The sequence below is a fragment of the Fluviispira vulneris genome, from assembly GCF_014281055.1.
GTDB lineage: Bacteria > Bdellovibrionota_B > Oligoflexia > Silvanigrellales > Silvanigrellaceae > Silvanigrella > Silvanigrella vulneris.
Window position 1 is genome coordinate 388279 of sequence record NZ_JACRSE010000002.1, and the last position, 19218, is coordinate 407496.

19 protein-coding genes are annotated in these 19218 nt (G+C 31.6%); 3 read left to right on the forward strand and 16 right to left on the reverse strand.

Going from position 1 to position 19218, the window contains the following annotated elements; genetic code table 11:
- The first annotated feature begins 6 nt into the window (after window positions 1-6).
- A complete protein-coding gene (locus tag H7355_RS05520; RefSeq protein WP_186645720.1) occupies window positions 7-1341 on the forward strand; it encodes an amidohydrolase family protein in 1335 nt (444 codons plus the stop codon).
- Window positions 1342-1345: 4 nt separating this feature from the next.
- Here the strand turns inward: H7355_RS05520 and H7355_RS05525 are convergent, their stop codons facing one another.
- The 14 genes from H7355_RS05525 to flgM all read right to left on the reverse strand — a co-directional run bounded on the left by H7355_RS05525 (window position 1346) and on the right by flgM (window position 13988).
- Window positions 1346-3085: a cholesterol oxidase substrate-binding domain-containing protein gene (locus tag H7355_RS05525; protein ID WP_186645721.1), complete on the reverse strand. Its 1740-nt coding sequence runs from the start codon at window positions 3083-3085 to the stop codon at window positions 1346-1348.
- The gene (locus tag H7355_RS05530) at window positions 3075-3527 is read right to left on the reverse strand and encodes a hypothetical protein (RefSeq protein ID WP_186645722.1); all 453 of its coding nucleotides are present in this window, start codon (window positions 3525-3527) and stop codon (window positions 3075-3077) included. The genes H7355_RS05525 and H7355_RS05530 overlap by 11 nt, the downstream gene beginning before the upstream one ends.
- Window positions 3528-3610: 83 nt before the next feature.
- Entirely contained in the window at window positions 3611-4876 is a 1266-nt protein-coding gene (locus H7355_RS05535; RefSeq protein ID WP_186645723.1) for a protoglobin domain-containing protein, read from the reverse strand.
- A 54-nt stretch (window positions 4877-4930) separates the two neighbouring features.
- Entirely contained in the window at window positions 4931-5854 is a 924-nt protein-coding gene (locus H7355_RS05540) for a response regulator (RefSeq protein WP_186645724.1), read from the reverse strand.
- The gene (locus H7355_RS05545) at window positions 5851-6318 is read right to left on the reverse strand and encodes a chemotaxis protein CheW (RefSeq protein WP_186645725.1); all 468 of its coding nucleotides are present in this window, start codon (window positions 6316-6318) and stop codon (window positions 5851-5853) included. The genes H7355_RS05540 and H7355_RS05545 overlap by 4 nt, the downstream gene beginning before the upstream one ends.
- Window positions 6311-8035: a chemotaxis protein CheA gene (locus H7355_RS05550; protein WP_186645726.1), complete on the reverse strand. Its 1725-nt coding sequence runs from the start codon at window positions 8033-8035 to the stop codon at window positions 6311-6313. The genes H7355_RS05545 and H7355_RS05550 overlap by 8 nt, the downstream gene beginning before the upstream one ends.
- A 35-nt stretch (window positions 8036-8070) precedes the next feature.
- Entirely contained in the window at window positions 8071-8448 is a 378-nt protein-coding gene (locus H7355_RS05555) for a methyl-accepting chemotaxis protein (protein WP_186645727.1), read from the reverse strand.
- Between the two features lie 14 nt (window positions 8449-8462).
- The gene (locus H7355_RS05560) at window positions 8463-9197 is read right to left on the reverse strand and encodes an MBL fold metallo-hydrolase (protein ID WP_186645728.1); all 735 of its coding nucleotides are present in this window, start codon (window positions 9195-9197) and stop codon (window positions 8463-8465) included.
- 15 nt (window positions 9198-9212) lie between these two features.
- Complete coding sequence (locus H7355_RS05565) at window positions 9213-9845, reverse strand: hypothetical protein (RefSeq protein WP_186645729.1); 633 nt, start codon at window positions 9843-9845, stop codon at window positions 9213-9215.
- Between the two features lie 100 nt (window positions 9846-9945).
- Window positions 9946-10557 carry an NADPH-dependent FMN reductase gene (locus H7355_RS05570; protein ID WP_186645730.1) on the reverse strand — a complete coding sequence of 204 codons (612 nt, stop codon included), beginning with the start codon at window positions 10555-10557 and terminating at the stop codon, window positions 9946-9948.
- A gap of 91 nt (window positions 10558-10648) precedes the next feature.
- Window positions 10649-11557 carry a flagellar hook-associated protein FlgL gene (flgL, locus tag H7355_RS05575; RefSeq protein ID WP_186645731.1) on the reverse strand — a complete coding sequence of 303 codons (909 nt, stop codon included), beginning with the start codon at window positions 11555-11557 and terminating at the stop codon, window positions 10649-10651.
- 24 nt (window positions 11558-11581) lie between these two features.
- Window positions 11582-13009, reverse strand: coding sequence for a flagellar hook-associated protein FlgK (gene flgK / locus H7355_RS05580; RefSeq protein ID WP_186645732.1), 1428 nt, complete (start codon window positions 13007-13009; stop codon window positions 11582-11584).
- Window position 13010: 1 nt separating this feature from the next.
- Window positions 13011-13589, reverse strand: a complete 579-nt coding sequence (locus H7355_RS05585; RefSeq protein ID WP_186645733.1) for a hypothetical protein — start codon at window positions 13587-13589, stop codon at window positions 13011-13013.
- A gap of 30 nt (window positions 13590-13619) precedes the next feature.
- Window positions 13620-13988: a flagellar biosynthesis anti-sigma factor FlgM gene (gene flgM, locus H7355_RS05590; protein ID WP_186645734.1), complete on the reverse strand. Its 369-nt coding sequence runs from the start codon at window positions 13986-13988 to the stop codon at window positions 13620-13622.
- A gap of 432 nt (window positions 13989-14420) precedes the next feature.
- On the opposite strand from flgM, the gene H7355_RS05595 reads away from it, so the two are divergent.
- Together H7355_RS05595 and H7355_RS05600 are read left to right on the forward strand one after the other, a co-directional pair.
- On the forward strand, window positions 14421-16163 hold the full coding sequence (locus tag H7355_RS05595; RefSeq protein WP_186645735.1) for an AMP-binding protein: 1743 nt from the start codon (window positions 14421-14423) through the stop codon (window positions 16161-16163).
- Window positions 16164-16170: 7 nt separating this feature from the next.
- Window positions 16171-17142, forward strand: coding sequence for an SGNH/GDSL hydrolase family protein (locus H7355_RS05600; RefSeq protein WP_186645736.1), 972 nt, complete (start codon window positions 16171-16173; stop codon window positions 17140-17142).
- Here H7355_RS05600 and H7355_RS05605 read toward each other — a convergent pair.
- Both H7355_RS05605 and mvk read right to left on the reverse strand, forming a co-directional pair.
- Window positions 17135-18220: a tyrosine-type recombinase/integrase gene (locus H7355_RS05605; RefSeq protein WP_186645737.1), complete on the reverse strand. Its 1086-nt coding sequence runs from the start codon at window positions 18218-18220 to the stop codon at window positions 17135-17137. The two genes, H7355_RS05600 and H7355_RS05605, sit on opposite strands and share 8 nt — an antisense overlap.
- On the reverse strand, window positions 18201-19205 hold the full coding sequence (gene mvk, locus H7355_RS05610; protein WP_186645738.1) for a mevalonate kinase: 1005 nt from the start codon (window positions 19203-19205) through the stop codon (window positions 18201-18203). Before mvk ends, H7355_RS05605 begins: the two co-directional genes overlap by 20 nt.
- Between the last annotated feature and the right edge of the window lie 13 nt (window positions 19206-19218).

Sequence of the window (19218 nt, forward strand, 5' to 3'; positions counted from 1 at the left end):
TGAATTATGGCAGCAAAAATTTGGTCTACAAAAAAGCATAAAAAAATTCTTTTTAAAAACTCTCCATGCGTTGTTACGTTAAAAGATTGGGATTGTTTAGAAAATGACAGTCTGTCCCAAAAAGGATTGTCCGTTTTAAAGAATTGCGATGTATTAATTAATGATGGATTTATTTCTGATATTGGTGAAGATCTTTTAAATAAAAGTGAAAACTTAGGAGAAATTGAAATAGTAGATGCTTCTAAATATGTTCTTATTCCTGGTATGATCGATTGTCATAGTCATCCTATTTTTGCAGGTAGTCGGGCAAATGAAACAGTGCTGAAATCTCAGGGTATGACTTATGAAGAAATTTCTGCAAAAGGTGGTGGCATAGTTGCAACAATGAAAGCCACTCGTAAAGTAACAACACAAGAACTCTCTGAACTTTACAAATCGAATGCAAAGGATTCTCTTGCGCGTGGAATAGTTATATTAGAAGCCAAAACAGGATATGGTTTAAATCCTGTGCAAGAAAGAAAAATGCTTGAAGCACTTTATGAAGCTCATTCTGGCAATGATGCAAGCGAATTACCGCTCTTGTGTCCTACCTATTTGGGACCGCATGCGGCAAGTCCGGAATACAGAGGATTAGATAATTATATTCAAGCTCTCGTTGAAGACTTACCTAATATTGCCGCCCTTGGTGAAGAAGCCGTGAAAAAAGGAATATCTTTTCCTTTAGCAGCAGATATTTTTCTTGAAAGAAATTACTTTACCAAGGAACAATCCGAGCGTTGGTTAGGAGCAGCTTTACAGCATGGACTTGATGTTCACATTCATTCGGATGAGTTCTCACGCAGTGGGGGGGCAGAATTAGCTGCAGAGCTTGCAAGAAGATTAGAACAAACAGCAAGTAAAAGAAGACAAAGAGGACGTGTACTGACTGTCGATCACTGCCAGTATTCAACCGAGTCGGATTTAGGTCGACTTGCATTACTCGGCGTTGGGGCTGTTGCTTTGCCAACGACAAGTTTCTTTAGTAAAATTCCATATGTTGATGCAAAACGTTTTAGAGCGTCGGGGATCAAAGTTGCAATAGGCTCAGATTTTAATCCAGGCAGTTCTCCAATGAACAATATCTGGTTCTCAAGTTATTTGGCTTTATCACAATGCGGATTTTCGTTATCTGAAGTTATAGCTGGCGTAACAATAAATGCAGCATTTGCCTTAGGATTGGAAAGTACATATGGCTCGATTGAAATTGGTAAAAAAGCAGCTCTCGTTGCTTTTGATGGAAATAGTGTTGAAGATTTTTTTAGCTCTCTTTTAGGGGATCATGTTCGGCATGTCGTAGTATAAATGATTATATATTTAAAGCATCGATAAGAGGTGAGGAGAAAATTCTATAAGGATCGCATGCGTGTAAAATAGATGCGGCGCGTTCCCAATCCGAATTTTCAACCCCTCCGTTTTTAAATGATGAAGATATTATATTGCGGATCATATTCTTATTTCCCCAAGCAGAACTTTGATTGTAAGCCCAACCCTTTGACCATTCAACACGCACTGTGGCATAAGGCTCGCAATAATTCTTATATATCCATTCTTCTAACTCTGTATAGAAATGATTTGCAAAAGGTGTGCCAGGAATCGTTAAAACGTTTATCCAAATACCTACATCCCATTCAGGGTGGGAATCGACTCTATTAATGGCAGATAAAATTGGTGAAGTATCTTCAGAGTAACAGGCTTTGTCTAAGCCTGTTACTCTAATTTCTAATGGACCATTGATGGGATATTTGCTTTGAGATCTGTATTTTTCAATAAGATAATTATACTGTTTATATAGTTCATTTAAAACTTTTTGAATATTTTCTCTTTTTGTAATGACAACATAACCATTTGCGGTGACTTTTAGTGTAGAAGGCTTGATATATAAAAGTAAGTTTTTAGACCAACCCCATAAATCAAAGCTATTCGAATATTCTAAACCACCTGAGGTTATATAATACATTAATTTTCCAAATTGAGGAGTAATTTTAGTGTAACCAGAAATTATTGATTGTATCATATTAGACATTTTTTCATTGATATTATCTGAAAATGGATAGTTATATGGTGCATTTGTTTCGCGAGAATATTTAGGTTTTTCCTCAGATGTAATGCTCCATACTTTTATCCAAGGTTTATCTGTAAATGGATACCAAATGATTTCCGCTCGACCAGATTTATTTATGAAATGTGAAAAATTAAATTTTGAAGTGATTGGATCACCAAAAATTTCAGCAGCCGGAATTCCTATTATACTTTGGCAACGAATTCTCTGATTTTTTTCAACTCGCAATGTGACTTCTGTAATAAATGCTCTACCAAGATGCACAAGAAAAGCTTGGCATTGAGGGTGAGATCTATGAATTTTTTTTAAAATATATTGCGAGCTTTCATTGTCCCAAACAATTGCTGTTAAGGAATCAATCTGATTACTGAGTGAGCCAAAGTTGTTAAAAGAAGAATGACTGTCTTCATCAATAGGTGACACAGCGCTACCGTGGCCATTTATTGCTAAGACTCCCCCTAAAGTGAGTTCGCCTGGAGCAGGTAAACAGGTCAATCCGAGATCAAATTCTTCTAGTTTAGTAGTCAGAGTTTCCATCGTAATTCCAGTTTGGGCTGTGACTTGGAATGGATATTGGGATTTGTTAATTGTTACATTGTTAAGAAAAAGTTTTGTGTCAACTAAAATAACATTATTTGTGAGTTCAGTATTGTTTGCGATGGTAAGAGGAGACCAATTGTGCTGTTTTCCTTTAGGACGCACTTTATAATTATTTTTTTTCGCCCAATTAATAACCGTAACAACTTCTTCATTATTCTTTGGCGCACATGTCCATAAAGCTTTTGCTTTTAACTCGCCAGACCAATTTTCAAATTTCTCAAGATACACATTTATATTTTGCGGAAAATTAGGTAATGATATGGCATTTGCAAAATTTATTTTTAAAAACGGGATTGAATTTAGACCTGTCCCTATAGCGGCTGCTTTGGTAATATTTAATAAAAATTTTCTACGGGATGAAGTTAATTTTATATTTTTATTTTTCATTATATTTCCTCAGAAATTTAGGGCATCCAGACACAAGATTATAAGTTGTTTCTCGATTTAAAAATTGAATAACTTCATCGCCATAAATGGTAAAATGTGGTTTAAAAACTGTTCCCCAATAAGAAATAACAGCCAAACTATGGCCTTTTATAACTTTATAAAAATCACAAATCTGTGGTAGGGAATGGACCCCAATATAAAAAATATCATTTTTTTCAACTTCAACAACTGTGCCATTTGTAATTGTTAATGAAGATGAGCAAGATTTTCCTGAGTCTTTACAAACCCACATCATATAACCAGCCCCAAATAAAAGATCTATTCGTATACTGCTTTTATTGTCTTTTACAAATTCCTCAGAATAATTTGATTCGTAAGAATAAGATTTTAATGGACAAATAAATATTAAAGACAAAATATAAAATATATAATACTTACTCATATAATCTCCAAATAAATTTTTTGTAAAGTACAGCTAAAATGAATTTTTATCAAGTATTTTTTATGTATTTTATTTAGTTAGGATTAGTCGTTTTTTTTACGAATTCCAATTATTTCAAAATTTTCATCTAGAAATTTAATCAATTCATTTGAAATTATAAAGCTAGCTAAAGAAAAAAATTCTTTTAAACATGGATTAGTAAACTTTTCTTTTTCAATTATTTCCAATTCAAGATTATTAATTAAAGTTGAAATATGGGTTAAATGAAATTTAGATAACCAATTTTTATATTCATGTAATATGAGTTTACCTTGGTCAGAGTTTTCACAATCCAGTAAAATTGAATTTTTATTAGATATATCATTTAAAATTCGATTAAATTCACTTTTATTTTCAAGTATATAAATGAGGCAATTTTTTCTCTGATAATCTTCCTCCATTCTTTTTTGTTCTTTTATATGCTCTGAGATATCCGATGCGCAAACAATTATTTTATCTGGGTTTTTGTCTTTATCAAAAATTGATGAATAGGAAAGTTTAATGCTTTTCTTGCCAAAAATCTCAACTACTTTTGGGAGAGTTTGTAATACTGTATTTATTTCCAAAATATTATCAAAAAATTGTTTAATACTTAGTATGAATATTTCTGATTTATTCATTTGAATTTGTTTGCAAATATTTTCTATTTTTTTAGAGGCAATATTTTGATCAAAAATAAAGTAGCAGGACTTGGAAACAATATCACTGATAACTAAGTTTTTGTTGATAATGAAATATGCATCTTGTATATTATCTAGAATTTCATTCACTTTTGCTTTTTCATTTTGATAATTTAATTCTGAAAAAGTATAATAAGTATTTAAAGTAAAATATATTTCAGCAAATAATAAGTTATTTGTTATAGTCTGATATTCATACAATTGAATAGGATCTTTAAAGTGATTGGCCCATAATCGATTTAAAATTGTATTTAAATTACCGATTGAGGCCATATAAATATCTTTTGGTATCAATCTTATATAATGTAAATATCCAATTTTCAGTTTCTTTGTATAATATTCTCTATCAAATGGACCTGAAAAAATATATGGAAAATAATCTTGATTTATTTTCATCAGGTGCTCAATTTCACCTTGGTCAATAAAATACTTTCTAGATTTTTCATTATTTATGTTAAAATCATAGAATTCATTGATAATAGATTGGATATTTTGCTTAATAAGTGTATGCAATGAATAAGCTTTTATCTTAGTGTTTGCATCTATTCCGAAGGAAGCTTCTAGTGCGGCTATGTCATTTTCTTTGAAGAAATCTATAGCAAAGTCATTAAAAATGACAGTATTTATCATATTATAAAATCCTCCAAACATTAAAAAAACTTTTTTTAAAATCAGAAAATAGGCTTATTTTTTATTGATAAAAATATTAATAATTGCTTCCATAAGATTTTTTTCTTCAAATTTTTCTAGAAAAATTCCGAGTTTTTCGTTCTGCAAATCTCTTCCAAGATTTTCATTTGAAATTGTTGTATGAAATATCACTGGAGCTGATTGTGTTTTATTAAGCTTCTTATACTCTCGAATCATATCGATTCCATTCATATAAGGCATTTCAATGTCAGAAATAATCAAATCATATTTATCTTGATTTTTAATTAATAAATCTAAACCATCTTTCCCATTTTTTGCTAAATCCGTTTCTATTTCATATTTCTCCATAAGTCTTTTTAATAGGAGCTGATAAACAGAAGAATCTTCTACAATAAGTGCTCTTTTATCTGAGAAATTATAATCGGTGACTTTTTCTTTTTCTACTTCTCCAGGGCTAAAGCCGAATGATATAATGTATTTCTCTATATCGAAAATATATCGATAGCATTCTTTCTCCTTAATAAGTCCGCTGACAAAAAGATCTTTGTTTTGTTCCCAAATTTGAGGTGGAGGTAAGATATTTTCATTTTTTTGCATCTGTATTTTTTTAGTTTGATCTACTATAATTCCTACATATATATTTAATATATTGCATATTATTATTCTTTTTTTCGATTTTCTTATTTTTTTTATTTTTGGCGTCTCATTAGAATAATTTTTAATATCACTTGAATTTTGTAAATGCAGTATTTCCAATACAGGAACAGGTATAGAATTCAAATCAACAATAAATTTAAATGGCTTGATATCAGCTGGAATTTGAGTAAATTTGTCGAGTTCTATTACTGAGTAAATTTTTTGAACATTTAAGCAAAAATTAATCTCATAATTTTCATTAATGATTGAAAATGGTAATATTATTATATTTTTATCTTCGTTGATATTTTTTTCATTCATATTAACGATCTCATTAAATTGTTGAATTCCTCTTCGTCTAAAAAATATGTTGGTACATTATTTAAATTGATTATTTGCCCTGGAATTAAAGCGTTTTTTTCATATAGATGCTTTTGAACTTTATCGCATTTTAAAGTAAATAAGTTGTTATTTGAAAATGCTATAGCAACTATCTTTTCTTTGTCTTTTTTCTTTTTCTTTTTACATTCTTCAATTTCTATTACTGGTAGTATTTTTCCTCTAATATTTATAATTCCTAAATGATTTTTTATTTTCTCTGGATAAGGGGCAATTTCGATAGCATCGACTATCTCATGTACATGCTTTATATCTAGAGCGTAATGCATATTATTAATACTTATTTTTACGAGTGTGCAATACTCTATTGTTGACACTTCATTCTGTATTTTCAAACTTGTCAATGATGTATTTTGATTTGAAAATAGTTTATTTATATTATTCATTTTGACACCATTGGCCTAAATTTTTGCCAAAAGACTTTTTTGTGATTCTATCGCATAATTTAGTGAGTGAAATAACAAAGGTAGACTCCCCTGTAGCCAAGATAGAAACACCAGAAATATATGGTAGTTCAGGAGAAATTGATGGATATTCTTTCACGACAATTTCTGCATTCGAGATAAACTCACCTACTTGAACAGCAGCAATTTTTCCAGCGTAGCTTATAATGCATAAAGGAATTTTTTCTTTATAATTGAATATTTCTTTGTCTTTTTTTAAGTGACTATATAAATAATCTTCTATATTAAAGCATTTAATAAAATCATTTCCACGTTTATAATAGGACTCACTTCCATTTTTCACGATTTCATTTGGTAAAACATTTTTAAGCTCAAATACATCATTATTTAAAATAGCAAATTGATAACCATTTGCTTTGGCTATTATCACAGGTACAACAGACATTCCAAGAGGCAATCTTAAAATAAAATCTGTTCCCCTATTAATTTCAGTTTTTATTGAGAGATTGCCACCTAGGCTTTCAACATAGCTTTTAACAGCTTCGAGTCCTATTCCTCTTCCTGAAATATCGCTGATCTTTTCTGCTGTACTGAATCCTGGTAAAAATATTAAATTTAATATTTCATCTTTAGAAGAAATATTTTTAACATCCATTCCTTTCTTAATTGCAGAATTTAAGACTTTTTGTTCATCAATTCCTCTTCCATCGTCGCTGACTTTTATAATTGCTTCATTTGCAATAATTTGCACAGATAGCTTTATAATTGCTTTGGGTGGCTTATTTAAAGATTTACGCTCTACAATTGTTTCAATGCCATGATCCATTGCATTTCTTGTTAAGTGAATAAGAGGTTCTGCTAAGGAATCAAGTATTTTCTTATCAATTTCTATATCTTCACCATCGATTTGTACGATGATTTCTTTATCATTATGCTCATCTAAATAACTTCTAACAGCTTTTTCCATTCTCCGTAAAAGTGTTTTGATTGGCATCATTCGCATAGACAACGCTATTTGTTCAAGTTCGCCAATGCATTTGCGAAGAGAGTTATCTAAAAAATCCCAGTTTTGAAAAAAAGAATCACTCTCTATTTTTTTCAAATAATGCAGATCTACTAGGTATTTCATTTGATTTCTGATTAAAAATATTTCTGATATGATATCAAAATTTTGTTGAACTTTTTCAGCTGTGACTCTTATTATTTCATTTGATGAATTTGTAGCTTTATTTTCAATTTTTTCTTTTACAGTTTTCTCTTTAGAAAAATCAATATTTTTTTCAGAATTCAAATTATCTTGTACTTTCGGATGAGGTACTTCTTCTTGGGAGAAAATGTGAAATGTCTCATTTGAAGTGTTATCTGAAGTATTATTTATTTCAAGATTATTGTTTATAATTTCATTCTCTAAGAAGTCTGAGTATTTGAAAATATCATCGAGTATTTTCCTAGGGATTTCGTCTTCTTTATCTTTATAAACAAGAAGACTGCTTTCAAGTTCATGAGTAATCGATTTTATTTTAAAAAAATTGAGAGTACCGGAATTTCCTTTAATTGTATGAATTGCTCTCAAAATATCTTGAAACCTTTCTTGTTTATTCGATGATTCTTGAAAATTTTCAAGTTTTTTCCGTATCCTTTCGATTATATCCGTAGATTCTTCTATAAATGTTTGGAGCAATTCGTCTTTAAAATCCATTCCAAATCCTTATTTGGTTTGAATGTGTTTTAAAATTAACTTACGTTTGATTGTTCTGATATTTCTTTAATTATTTCTTTAGTATTATTAAAAAATGACTTCAATTCATCAAATCCATCTTTAAAAGAGTCAACCGCACTTTCAATATCTGAAATAGACTCCTGGGTCTTTTCTGCTAATCTTGCAACTTCATCTGCGACAACTGCAAAGCCCTTCCCAGTTTGCCCTGCACGAACAGCTTCAATCGAAGCATTTAAAGATAAAAGATCTGTTTTAGTTGATATATCTCTGATCATAAAAATAATTTTTTCAATTTTTTCGAGAGAAATAGATAATTCATTTACATTATTAGCTGAAGCATTGAAGCTTGTTGAAATTTTATCCATTTTAGCTTTGAATAATTCATAATTCATATAATTTTCCTCGTTTATTTAGTTATACCTACTTCGAGATCCTCAATCCAATCTAAGAAATTCTTTACATTTTCACCCATGAAAACGGATCCGTGTTGTGGGCAAAGAATTTTTGGATTTAATTTGCGAACGCGATTCACCCATTTATTTTTAGCTTTATTAGATGGCATCCAGCGTTGATGGAATTTTTCCATATATTTTATATGTTCTTTAAAATCCTCTACTATAATTGGATAACTGAGCGGCACAAGTGCTGCACCCATATCACCTGTGAAGAGGATTTTTGCGGTCGGATCGTAGAAGTGAAAGTTACCAGAAGAATGGCAATAGTGAGCCGGTATAAATTCATATTTATTACTACCCAATTCTATAGTCGCACCTTCATCTGCTAAATGTTCAAAGTTTTTAAAATATTCGCAACCAAAGTGAGATATAAATCCTGACCACAACCAAGAAAGGTATATTTTTGCATCTGGTGTTATTCCTAGCCATAATGGTAAGGATGACATTATATCAGGATCTTGATGACTGCATAAATACGCTTTAATATTTTTAATATCAACTGTTTCTGACACCGATGTTAAAACAGAAGGGAATATTTCAATTCCGCCTGGATCAAGCAAAATTGACTCATTTCCTGAACTCACAAGATATTCATTAGTATCGATTACGTTGTTATTTTTATCAGGGTCTCTTCCAAACATGATCCACTTACTATTATTTTCATCATGTAATACTGTTCTAAGCATTGTTAATCCACCATGCTAAAGTGATTTAATGAGTCTGCATATTTTCTTTAAAATTAAAAATAATTTTTCTATACAATAAATACTGCTTTCAAATGAGTTATTTAAATTATCAGATAATGCTGATATTGCTGTTTTTTGATTGCCATCTAAGTTGATCGATTCAATAATTAAACTATTATAAGCTCCAAAAAGTTTGTATTGAATCTGTAATATACATTTTAAAATTGCTTTAGCAGGATAAATATGGTTAGAAATTTTTTTAATATCACTTTTCCAGTTTAATTCAATTGCTTTGGACTTTTTTTGTAAATAGTTTAAATTTGATTTATTTTTTATGATGCTAATTGCTCCAGATAATTTACAATCAAGAGAATTTGAGGATAAAACTTTTAAAGTAAAGTTAAATATTGAATTAATTTCAAATCTACTTTTTTCAATAAAATTCTTCATTTTTTTTGATGAGTAAGCGATTTGATTTGAAATTTCGGTATAAATTCGAATGGATTTTCCAGTTTGGGCAGCAGTTACTGCTGCATTCATTGCAATTTCATTCAAATTCTCAGCTTCTTTATCAAGTTGGTTGAATTCTTGTCTAAGCTCTCCAAGAATATTAAATAATTTTTTTAACTGCTCTTGATTGTTATTCATTGTTATCATCCATAAATTTATAAATTCATTGATATTATAAATTTAAAGAAATGATTTGGAGTGAATATTGATTCCTATTAGTCAAAAAAATGTTCTTTTTTTACATTCCATTTGGAAAGTTCTTTAAATCAATCACTCCGCTTTCTCGTACATGTTTTAACGCTGCTGAATATGCTAAAAATATTTTTGTTGTGTGCTCAATTCTTTTTCTTAAAGTTGCATCGGTTGGATTTTCAGCTTCCGAGTGATTTAATACATTCTGACAATCACGAACAATAAGATGTTCAGGTATATAGCATATTCTAGAATTTTTAGAAGAATTCATTCTTAGTTCTGCTATGGGATAGCTCCCACCCATTCCTGCAGAAACGGAGACTAACAAACCTGCTTTGTGACCAATTTCATGAGCAGAGCAAAGCAATAAGAAATTTTTAACTCCAGAGGGAGTCATACCGTGCCACTCTGGTGTTACTATGACAATTCCATCTGCTGATATTAATTTATTAGAAATAGGTTCCCAAATCTCTTTCCATTTTTTATTGTTTCCAATTAAATATTGATCGTCTAAGAGTGGTATTGGATTATTTGCTAGCGAAATAATATCAACATTTGATGCTTTGTGTTGATTGATAAAAACAGACTTTAAATATTTAGAAATTTTTTCAGACTGCGATTTTTCTCGATGACTACCAGATAATATTATTATGTTCATTTTTTTGCCCATATAAAATGGAGATGTAATTATCTCAGAATAGAAAAGTATAATATCTTAAATAAGAAATAAACAATAATTTTTTGTAAAACTATTTTAAAAATTCAAGTAAGGATGGAGTAAGCATTTTTGAACTGGCTTGTAAAGTAAAGTTTACTGCACTTTCTACTCTTTTTAAGTCAAGCGCTGATTTCACCATATCAGCACCTTCAATATTATTTGTATCATTATGTAATTGTGACTCTCCTCTATCAAGACGTTCTGCAACATCTTCTAAAGCAACTCTTCTAGCTCCTAAAGAGGCTGTGGTTGTTATAACTGAATTCATAACGCTATCAAGATCGACCATAGATTGGTGGAGTTTATCTCTGTCCCAATAGAACAAAGATTCATACATATTTTGCAAAATACTTACTAAAGGGGGACGTTTCCCTTCAAGTTCTGCAGGTACATCAAAAACATCTCTTCCATTTACATTAATAGGGCGAAAGCTATCTTCATCTACTTGCACAAAAATAAATCCATCGTCTCCTAGATAATGCCCATCAGGTGAAATTGGTGGTTGTGTTGTTTGAAACCCCCCAAATACATATTTATCGCTATAGGAAGTGTTACCTAAAATAATAACATGATTTAATATTTGCTTTATTTCTGCAGCAACCGCTTTACGAGATGGATCATCATATGTGCTGTTCGACTGTTGGATGGCGAGTTCTTTTGCTCGGATAAGCGAATTGTATATTGAAGAAAGAGCATCTTCTGTTTTTGATAAATATCCTCTTCCAAAATCCAAAGTCTTTCTAAATTGATCTAAATTTGTAATTCTATTTCTATTTCTCAAAACGCGAATTGTCCCAACAGGATCATCGCTTATTCTTTTTAATTTTCTTCCCGATGCTGCTGTTTCATTTACATCATCGGCAATAGCTTTTACATTCCCAATTCTGTCATTTGTCACGCCGTATCGATACATTTCTGAAATTCTAGGTTGAAGTGCCATAACACCTCCTCAAAAAATTATCTGTTACCTCTTTAGATCAAGCACAGTCTTAAACATTTCATCTGCAGTCGTTATGACTCGTGAACTGGCTGTAAATAAATGTTGGTACTTTAATAAATTCGCTGCTTCATCATCTAAGGAAACACCAGAGACACTTTCTCGCTGCGATTTTAGTCGATCATAAACAATTTGTGATGACGTAGCTTCTTCTTTTGTACGTAAAGCAGCAATTCCAATTTTACTGATCATTTTATCGTAAATACCGGTTATTGTTGTTGTGTTATTATCAAAAAGTGGTTCATAAAACAATTTAATAAGTTGATTTGCCACAACGTTGTCGCCAGGTGTGTCAGCTGACATTGCAATTCCAACTGCATTGGGGTTAAACACAATGCCTAAGTCCACTTCAAGATCTTGGGCAGGTTCTCCTGGGCCATTTAAGCCAGCAAAAAAATCTCTTCCATTTAAATTGTGCATATCATTTATGCCAAATCCTTTGCGATGAACTTCATTAAAATTGTCAGCAAATCCTTTTGCAAGTTCATTGAGATCGTCTCTTACCCGTTGAGCATAACGATCACGTATATCAAGCAAAGCTCCCATTTTTCCTTTTGAAATAAAATCTGTCATTTCAAAGAAGCGTTCTTTTTCAAATTCAGAAATTAAAATAGCTGGCATATGAGTTGGTGTATATACATCTTCAATTTTAAAACGTGAAGCTAAATTTCCTTCAACAAGCAAACACTCAGCGGGGCCACGGACAGTTATTTGATCATTTTTGTCATGATAAGCATTGATATCAACTATACTGCCTATTTCTTTTATAAGTTTATCCCGGCGATCCTCTAAGTCATTTACATCTGTTAAGTTACCAGCGCCCATTTCTCTTATTTGGCCATTGAGCTTGGCAACTTCGGCAATTTTTTGATTTACTACAGAAATAGTTTGTTTTAATTCTTCATTTGCATCTGTTTGTACTTGCACAATATTTGCATGCGCGGCATTAAATGCTTGTGCGAGTGATTTTCCATTTTCAATCATATTGATTCTGACCGAAGGTTCTTCTGGGAAATTTGCAAGTTCTCGGATTGAACTCATAAAACTCACAAATCGATCGCGAACGGTTGAGGTTAAATCTGGATTAAAAAAACTTTCAATTTTCTTTAATCCCTCAGCGAGGACTTCTGTTTTACTTTGTATTTGCACTTCTCTGCGTAATTGTCCCTCAATAAATTTATCATGGGCACGTTGAATCGATTGAATTCGGGCGCCATCACCAAAAACATGAAGTCCGTATTCAATAGGCCACTTTGTTTCTAAGTTAACAAGCTGTCTGCTGTATCCTGGAGTTTGTGCATTGGAAATATTATGACCAGTTACGTCAACTCCTGTGCGTGAATTTTGCAGAGATTCACTGCCTAAATTAAGGATGTGGTTTAGTGTTGCTACCATATTATGCTTTCACACGTACAGACGAGAAATTATTACTTTGATGCTTGAGTGATTGTGCTTTGCCTAATGAATCATAATTCATTCCAACTTCAGCCTCGGATTGAAACAGACTCAATGAAAGTGAAACATTCCTTTGTAATTTTTTTAAAACGACTTGATTTCGATATATTCTTGGATAAATAACTTCAAATTGATTTTCGAATTCTTCTTTTATTTTAAAAAACTGTATTTCAAGATCTTTCAACTTCTCATAAGTTTCTGGACTGATAAGAGATTGAATATTTTTTGTATACGTTGAAAATGCTTGAGCAAAAAGATTCAGGGATAAATTATGACCTCGACTGTCAAAAGCAATCATGTAACATATTTTTTTTAAAGTAATAACTCTTTTTTCTTCAAGAGATTGAGAAATTCTCGAGTGTTGATCTTTTATTATTATAATTTTTTCTAATTCAGATAAATCATATTTACGAATAGCTGATTCTTCCTCATCTAAAATAGGTACAATTTCGCCAAATATTAATATTTGCTTCTTTAATATATCGTTAAATTGAGCTATCAAAGATAATAGTTCTTCCATATTTATGTCACTTTATTAATATGTGTGATATTATCCAAAAATTATGCTTGGATCTTTTGCTAATTCATCCCGAATAGCTTCCCTTAAAATCCCATCAGCAATTTTTCCTGAATCAGGTTTATATTCACCTTTATTGATCTGTTCTTTGAACTGTGCCACTTTATCTTCACGAACATCTGGAGTTTCTTCAACAATTTTCTTAGCCATGCTCAATTCTTTAGCGCGTGGTGAAATTTGTACATTTGCTGCATCTTTAATGCTCGGAGCATCTTTTACCTTAGCGTAGTTTGCTTGTGCAGAATTTTTGGGCGCAGCTTTTTCGGCTTTAGCTGCTTCTGGAGCAGCGACTGCATTGGGGTTTGTGATCACTCCCGAACCTTTTACTGTATTTACACTCATGACACTCTCCTTTTTTTAGTGGTTTGCTTTGAGTTTAGCTGCATTTCAAAAAACTTTAGCTGCAAGTTTGACTTTTTGTGTCAAATTCTTTGTGTCTCTAGGGAAGGATGTGCACTTTGAATAAAAAATGCATTCACATCGAAGAATAGCATAAATTGAGTTCATTAAATATTCTTAGATTTTGCAAATTAAAATGTATTTACATACACAACAATAGATTTATCCACATTCAATTTATAAAGTCCTCAAAATTAAAGATTGTTCAAAAAATAATTGACAAAAAGATAAAGTTGAAAAATAACATGTAAGATAATTAACTTCATTAAAGATGTTATGACATGCTACATGTTTGAAACAATTTCGTATGTATGAATTTGACGTTTCTTCATGATTAGCTACAATTCGAGTTAAGTGCATTAGAGGAGAACTGTGATGTCAGGTAGTAAATTTGAGTGTGTAGATCGTCCTTGGCAAAATCATTATGGACAAGGAACAAATTGTGAATTAGAAAATTTTGAATATAATAATTTAGCAGAAATGGTTTCAAAAAATTCTGTTCGCTGGAAAGACAGAACTGCTTATCAAATGATTCTCCCTAATGGAATGGATAAAAAGATTACTTTTGCAGAGACAGAAGCACTTTCAAATTATTTTGCTGTTTATTTAAGAGAAGAATTGAAATTAAAAGCAGGTGACAGAGTTGCTATCCAATTGCCAAATTGCCTTGCATACCCAATTGTTGTCTTTGGTTGTTATAAAGCAGGGCTTGCGATCGTCAATGCAAATCCTCTTTATACCGCTCATGAAATGCAACATCAATTCTTAGACAGTGGTGCAAAAGTTCTTGTTATAATTGATATGTTTGCTGATAAACTCAAACAAGTTATTCCAAATACAAAAATTGAAAAAGTTGTATTAGTAAGTGTTGCAGATCTATTCTCACTACATAAAAAAGTTTTGATTAAATCAGTTTTAAAATATGTTAGAAAACAAATTCCAGTCTGTGAAGTTCATTATGTCCCTTTTGAAGAAACTATAAAAAAAGGTAAGAAAATATTAAAGGAAAATAAAATTGATGTGATTAATTATTGGATAACTGTTACATTGGATGATATTTGCGCTTTACAGTATACGGGTGGAACGACTGGGATCAGTAAGGGTGCAATGCTCACTCATAGAAATATTATTGCAAATATGTATCAAATAATAGAAATGGGAAAATCAAAAATCACAAATGGCCAAGAAGTTTTACTGACTGTTCTTCCTCTGTACCATATATTTGCTTTTACTGTTAACTTAATTACATTTTTTAAAGTGGGTGGAATCAGTGTTTTAATTCCTAATCCACGACCGCTTACAAATATTAAAAAAGCTTTTGAAAAAGCAGATATCACCTGGATTTCTGGAGTTAATACTCTATTTAATGGTCTATTAAATGAAAAATGGTTTGCTGAAAATCCACCTATTCATTTAAAAGCATCTATAGCTGGTGGAGCAGCCTTGCATAAAGCAGTTTCGGAACGATGGTTAAAAGTAACAAAAACGTCTGTTGTTGAAGGTTATGGATTAACAGAAACTTCTCCGGTTGTTTGCTTTAATCCCATAAATGGTGTGGTTAAATCAGATACAGTTGGTGTGCCTGTGCCAGGAACAGATGTTCTATTAATCAATGAAGAAGGTAAATCCGTGCCAATCGGCGAAGAAGGAGAAATAGCAGTTAAAGGTCCACAGGTCATGCTCGGTTATTGGCAGCGCCCTGAAGAAACTTCAAAAGTATTGAAAGATGGCTGGATGTTGACTGGTGATATTGCTGTTATGGATCAAGATGGGTATATTAAAATAGTTGATCGTAAAAAAGATATGATACTTGTGAGCGGTTTTAACGTCTATCCAAATGAAGTGGAAGATTGTATCGCAAAATTACAAGGTGTGGGTGAGGTCGCTGTTATTGGGATACCGAATGAACGGACAAGCGAAGCTGTAAAAGCTTTTATTGTAAAAAAAGATTCAGATTTATCTGAAAAGCAAGTTATTGAGCACTGCAAAAAGTATATCACTGCTTATAAAGTTCCAAAATATGTCGAATTTAGAATGGATCTGCCAAAGTCTCCTATCGGTAAGATATTGCGCAAGAATTTGCGAGCAGAAGAATTGAGTAAACCTCATAACGAGTGAGTGAAATATGCTAAAAAAAGGGATTGTTTTTATTGTTACGACTTTTTTCTGTTCCATTTCTTTTGCTCAAGAAAGAAAAAATACGATAAAAGAAGTTATAATATTTGGTGACAGTCTTTCAGATAATGGCAATTACTTTCAAGCTTCAGCTTCTTCTGCCAATCGTATGCCTTTGCCACCTTACTTTAATGGACGTGCTACGAATGGGTTTGTTTGGTCAGAATATTTTGCAAAATCAATAGATGCAAAACTCATTGATTTTGCTTTTTTAGGAGCAATGACCTCAGGAATAAACGCACGCTATCCTTTTGCAATTCCGCTTTTAACGCAGGTCGAAAACTATATTCCAAAATTAAAAAGTGGTGGCGTGAATCCTGCAAACACTTTATTCGTTGTTTGGGCTGGGTCAAATAATATTTTTACTTTAGATTTTGATAAGCCAATTGAATCTATAAAATCACTTTGGAATTTATCATTTGATGTTGTCAATTCCATTCGTTTACTAAAAGACAATGGAGCATTAAATATTCTTGTCGCGAATTTACCTGATTTGGGCAAGATTGCCTTAAATAATGAAGTTGAGGAGTACAGAAAATTAAGCTTTATGTTGTCTCTCATTTCACGCACAGAGAATTTAGCTGTTAAAACACGCGTTCTAAGGCTGAATGAAAATAAGAAAATCAAAGAATTCAAACTTATATATTTCGATGCTAAAGAGTTATTAGAAAAAATTAGGTTAAATCCAAATCAATACAACATTAAAAATTCAGAAAAAGCATGTTATTTAGGCGTTCCCAGCACTCCAGCAAATCCAAATGTTGCTTGTCAAAATCCACGTGATTATTTGTTTTGGGATTTGGTTCATCCTACAACGCGAGTGCACTGCATAGCGGCCTATGAAATCCAAATGTTATTAGCAAAAGAAGCTCTTGTAAAAATGCCAAATGAAAATGATTTAAAAAAATGCAATTCTATTTAGATTTAAAATTTGGAATATTGATTTTAGTAGCAGCTGATTCCTGTAATTCATCTGCTTTTTTTATATAAATAGCTGTTGTTGATATGCTGTTGTGATTAAGTATTTTTTGAATATTTGCGATGGGCACTCCTTTTTTGTGGAGAACTGTAGCAAGTGTTGCTCGGCAACTGTGTGGACTAACTTTTTTTTCAATACCAATTTTTTGGGCAATAGAATTTATCATATAATAAATAGCTGATTGACTTAATTTTGTATCTTTTTTTACTTCTTGTGCTCTTATAAATAGATAATCATTTTCTTTTGCAAAAGTTCGAATGTCTTTTATATAGTTCTGAATAATTAATGATATTTTTTCATGAAGAAAAACGAAATGCTGTTTGTTCCCTTTTGTTCTTAAATGAACTCTGCTGAATTCATTATTAAATTCTAGATCACCAATTTTAATTTCGCAAAGTTCATTCACGCGCATGCCAATTGCAAACATAGTACTGATTAAAGTATATTTTAAATAAGCTGTCTTATATTTTCTTAAATTCTTTATTTTATCTGGCATTATTTTTTGTAAGTCTTCTTTTAAGTGAGCTATTATCTTTTTTGATTCCTCTTCTGTAAAAGCATTTGTTTTACTTTCATCTTTAATTTTAGGTAAATTTATAAATTTCATTGGATTTTCGATTATTAAATTTCGATTGATATTAAATTCTAAAAATGAAGAGAGTGTGACAAGTTTTCTTCGAATACTTTTTTGCGATAATTTTTTTTGTGAATTTAAGTGTTCATGCCATAAAATAAGTATATTTTCTGTAATATCATTAAGATTTTCGCATTTAAAGTTTAGATATTCTGTAAAAGAAATAAAATTTTTTAAATCATTTAAGTAGCTTCTCTGGGTGTGTGGACTGTGAAAGCTCATTATAAAATGTAAAATTGCATCATGGATATTTTGTGTTAAAGGCTTTTGTGCCCAAAGGCTTAGAGCACTTTTTGTATTATTGAGCAATTCTTGTTGAAATGATTCTTTTGCAACAGAATTAATGGTGACTTTGGATAAAGAATTATCAAGTTGATCTTTCGACATATTGAGGGACTCGCGTGATAAAAAGAGAATCTTTCTCAAAGCAAGAGTATAAATTTTCCGGATAATTTTCAAATATACCCAAGACCATTCCACCGCCACCTGCACCTGTCAATTTCGCTGCGAGAGCACCATTTGATTTGAATTTTTGAATAATACTTTCAATTTTTTCAGTTGAGACACCCATTTCGCATAAATATACTTGGGCTAAATTCAAACAATCAGCTAACTGATTTAGTTTGCCTGTATTTAAGGCAACAATTGATTTTTCTGCCAATGCTCCAAGTTGATTGAGTGCATTTTCAGTTTGTAATGGTTGGGAATTGAGTTTCTCAGCTACATTTTTTACCATATTTGCAGTTTCACCACGTTCTTTTGTGTCAACAAGGGCCAGCCAAAATTCTTTTTTATTATGAATGTATTTAGGCAATTCGCCTTTTGTGAATTCAATCATACCATTGCTTGCAACTGTCGAAGCATCTAGGCCACTTGCTTTGCCAAAATGAAATAAGCAATCTATTTCATTTGCATATTGAATTTGTTGCTGAAAACTCATTTCTAGTTTTGTTTTATTTGCTAAGTTAAATATTTGATTTGCTATTTTTAACAAACACGTGCTGATCGCAGCGCTGCCTCCCATTCCTCCGCCCAGTGGAATATCAGAATCAATGAGAATTTTCTGAGGGCGATGCAATTGGAGAGAATCTGTCACACCACAAAGCATAAGTGCTTTAGAAAAAGCTTTATTCAAGAGTTTAGTAACTCTCTCTTCTGGAATAAATGCATCTCCTCTTACATTTGTATACCAAGCATTGTCCCAATCGGTCACTTCACTTGATTTCTCAGGGCTGAATAAAGTGATGTTGAGCTTTACGTCAGGCAGCGCGAGCGCTATGGCTTTGTGACCATACACAACAGAATGCTCACCAATTAAAATAGCTTTCCCAGATGCAGTTGCAGTTAAATCGATTTGAGTTAAAAAAATCATATGTATCCCTAAA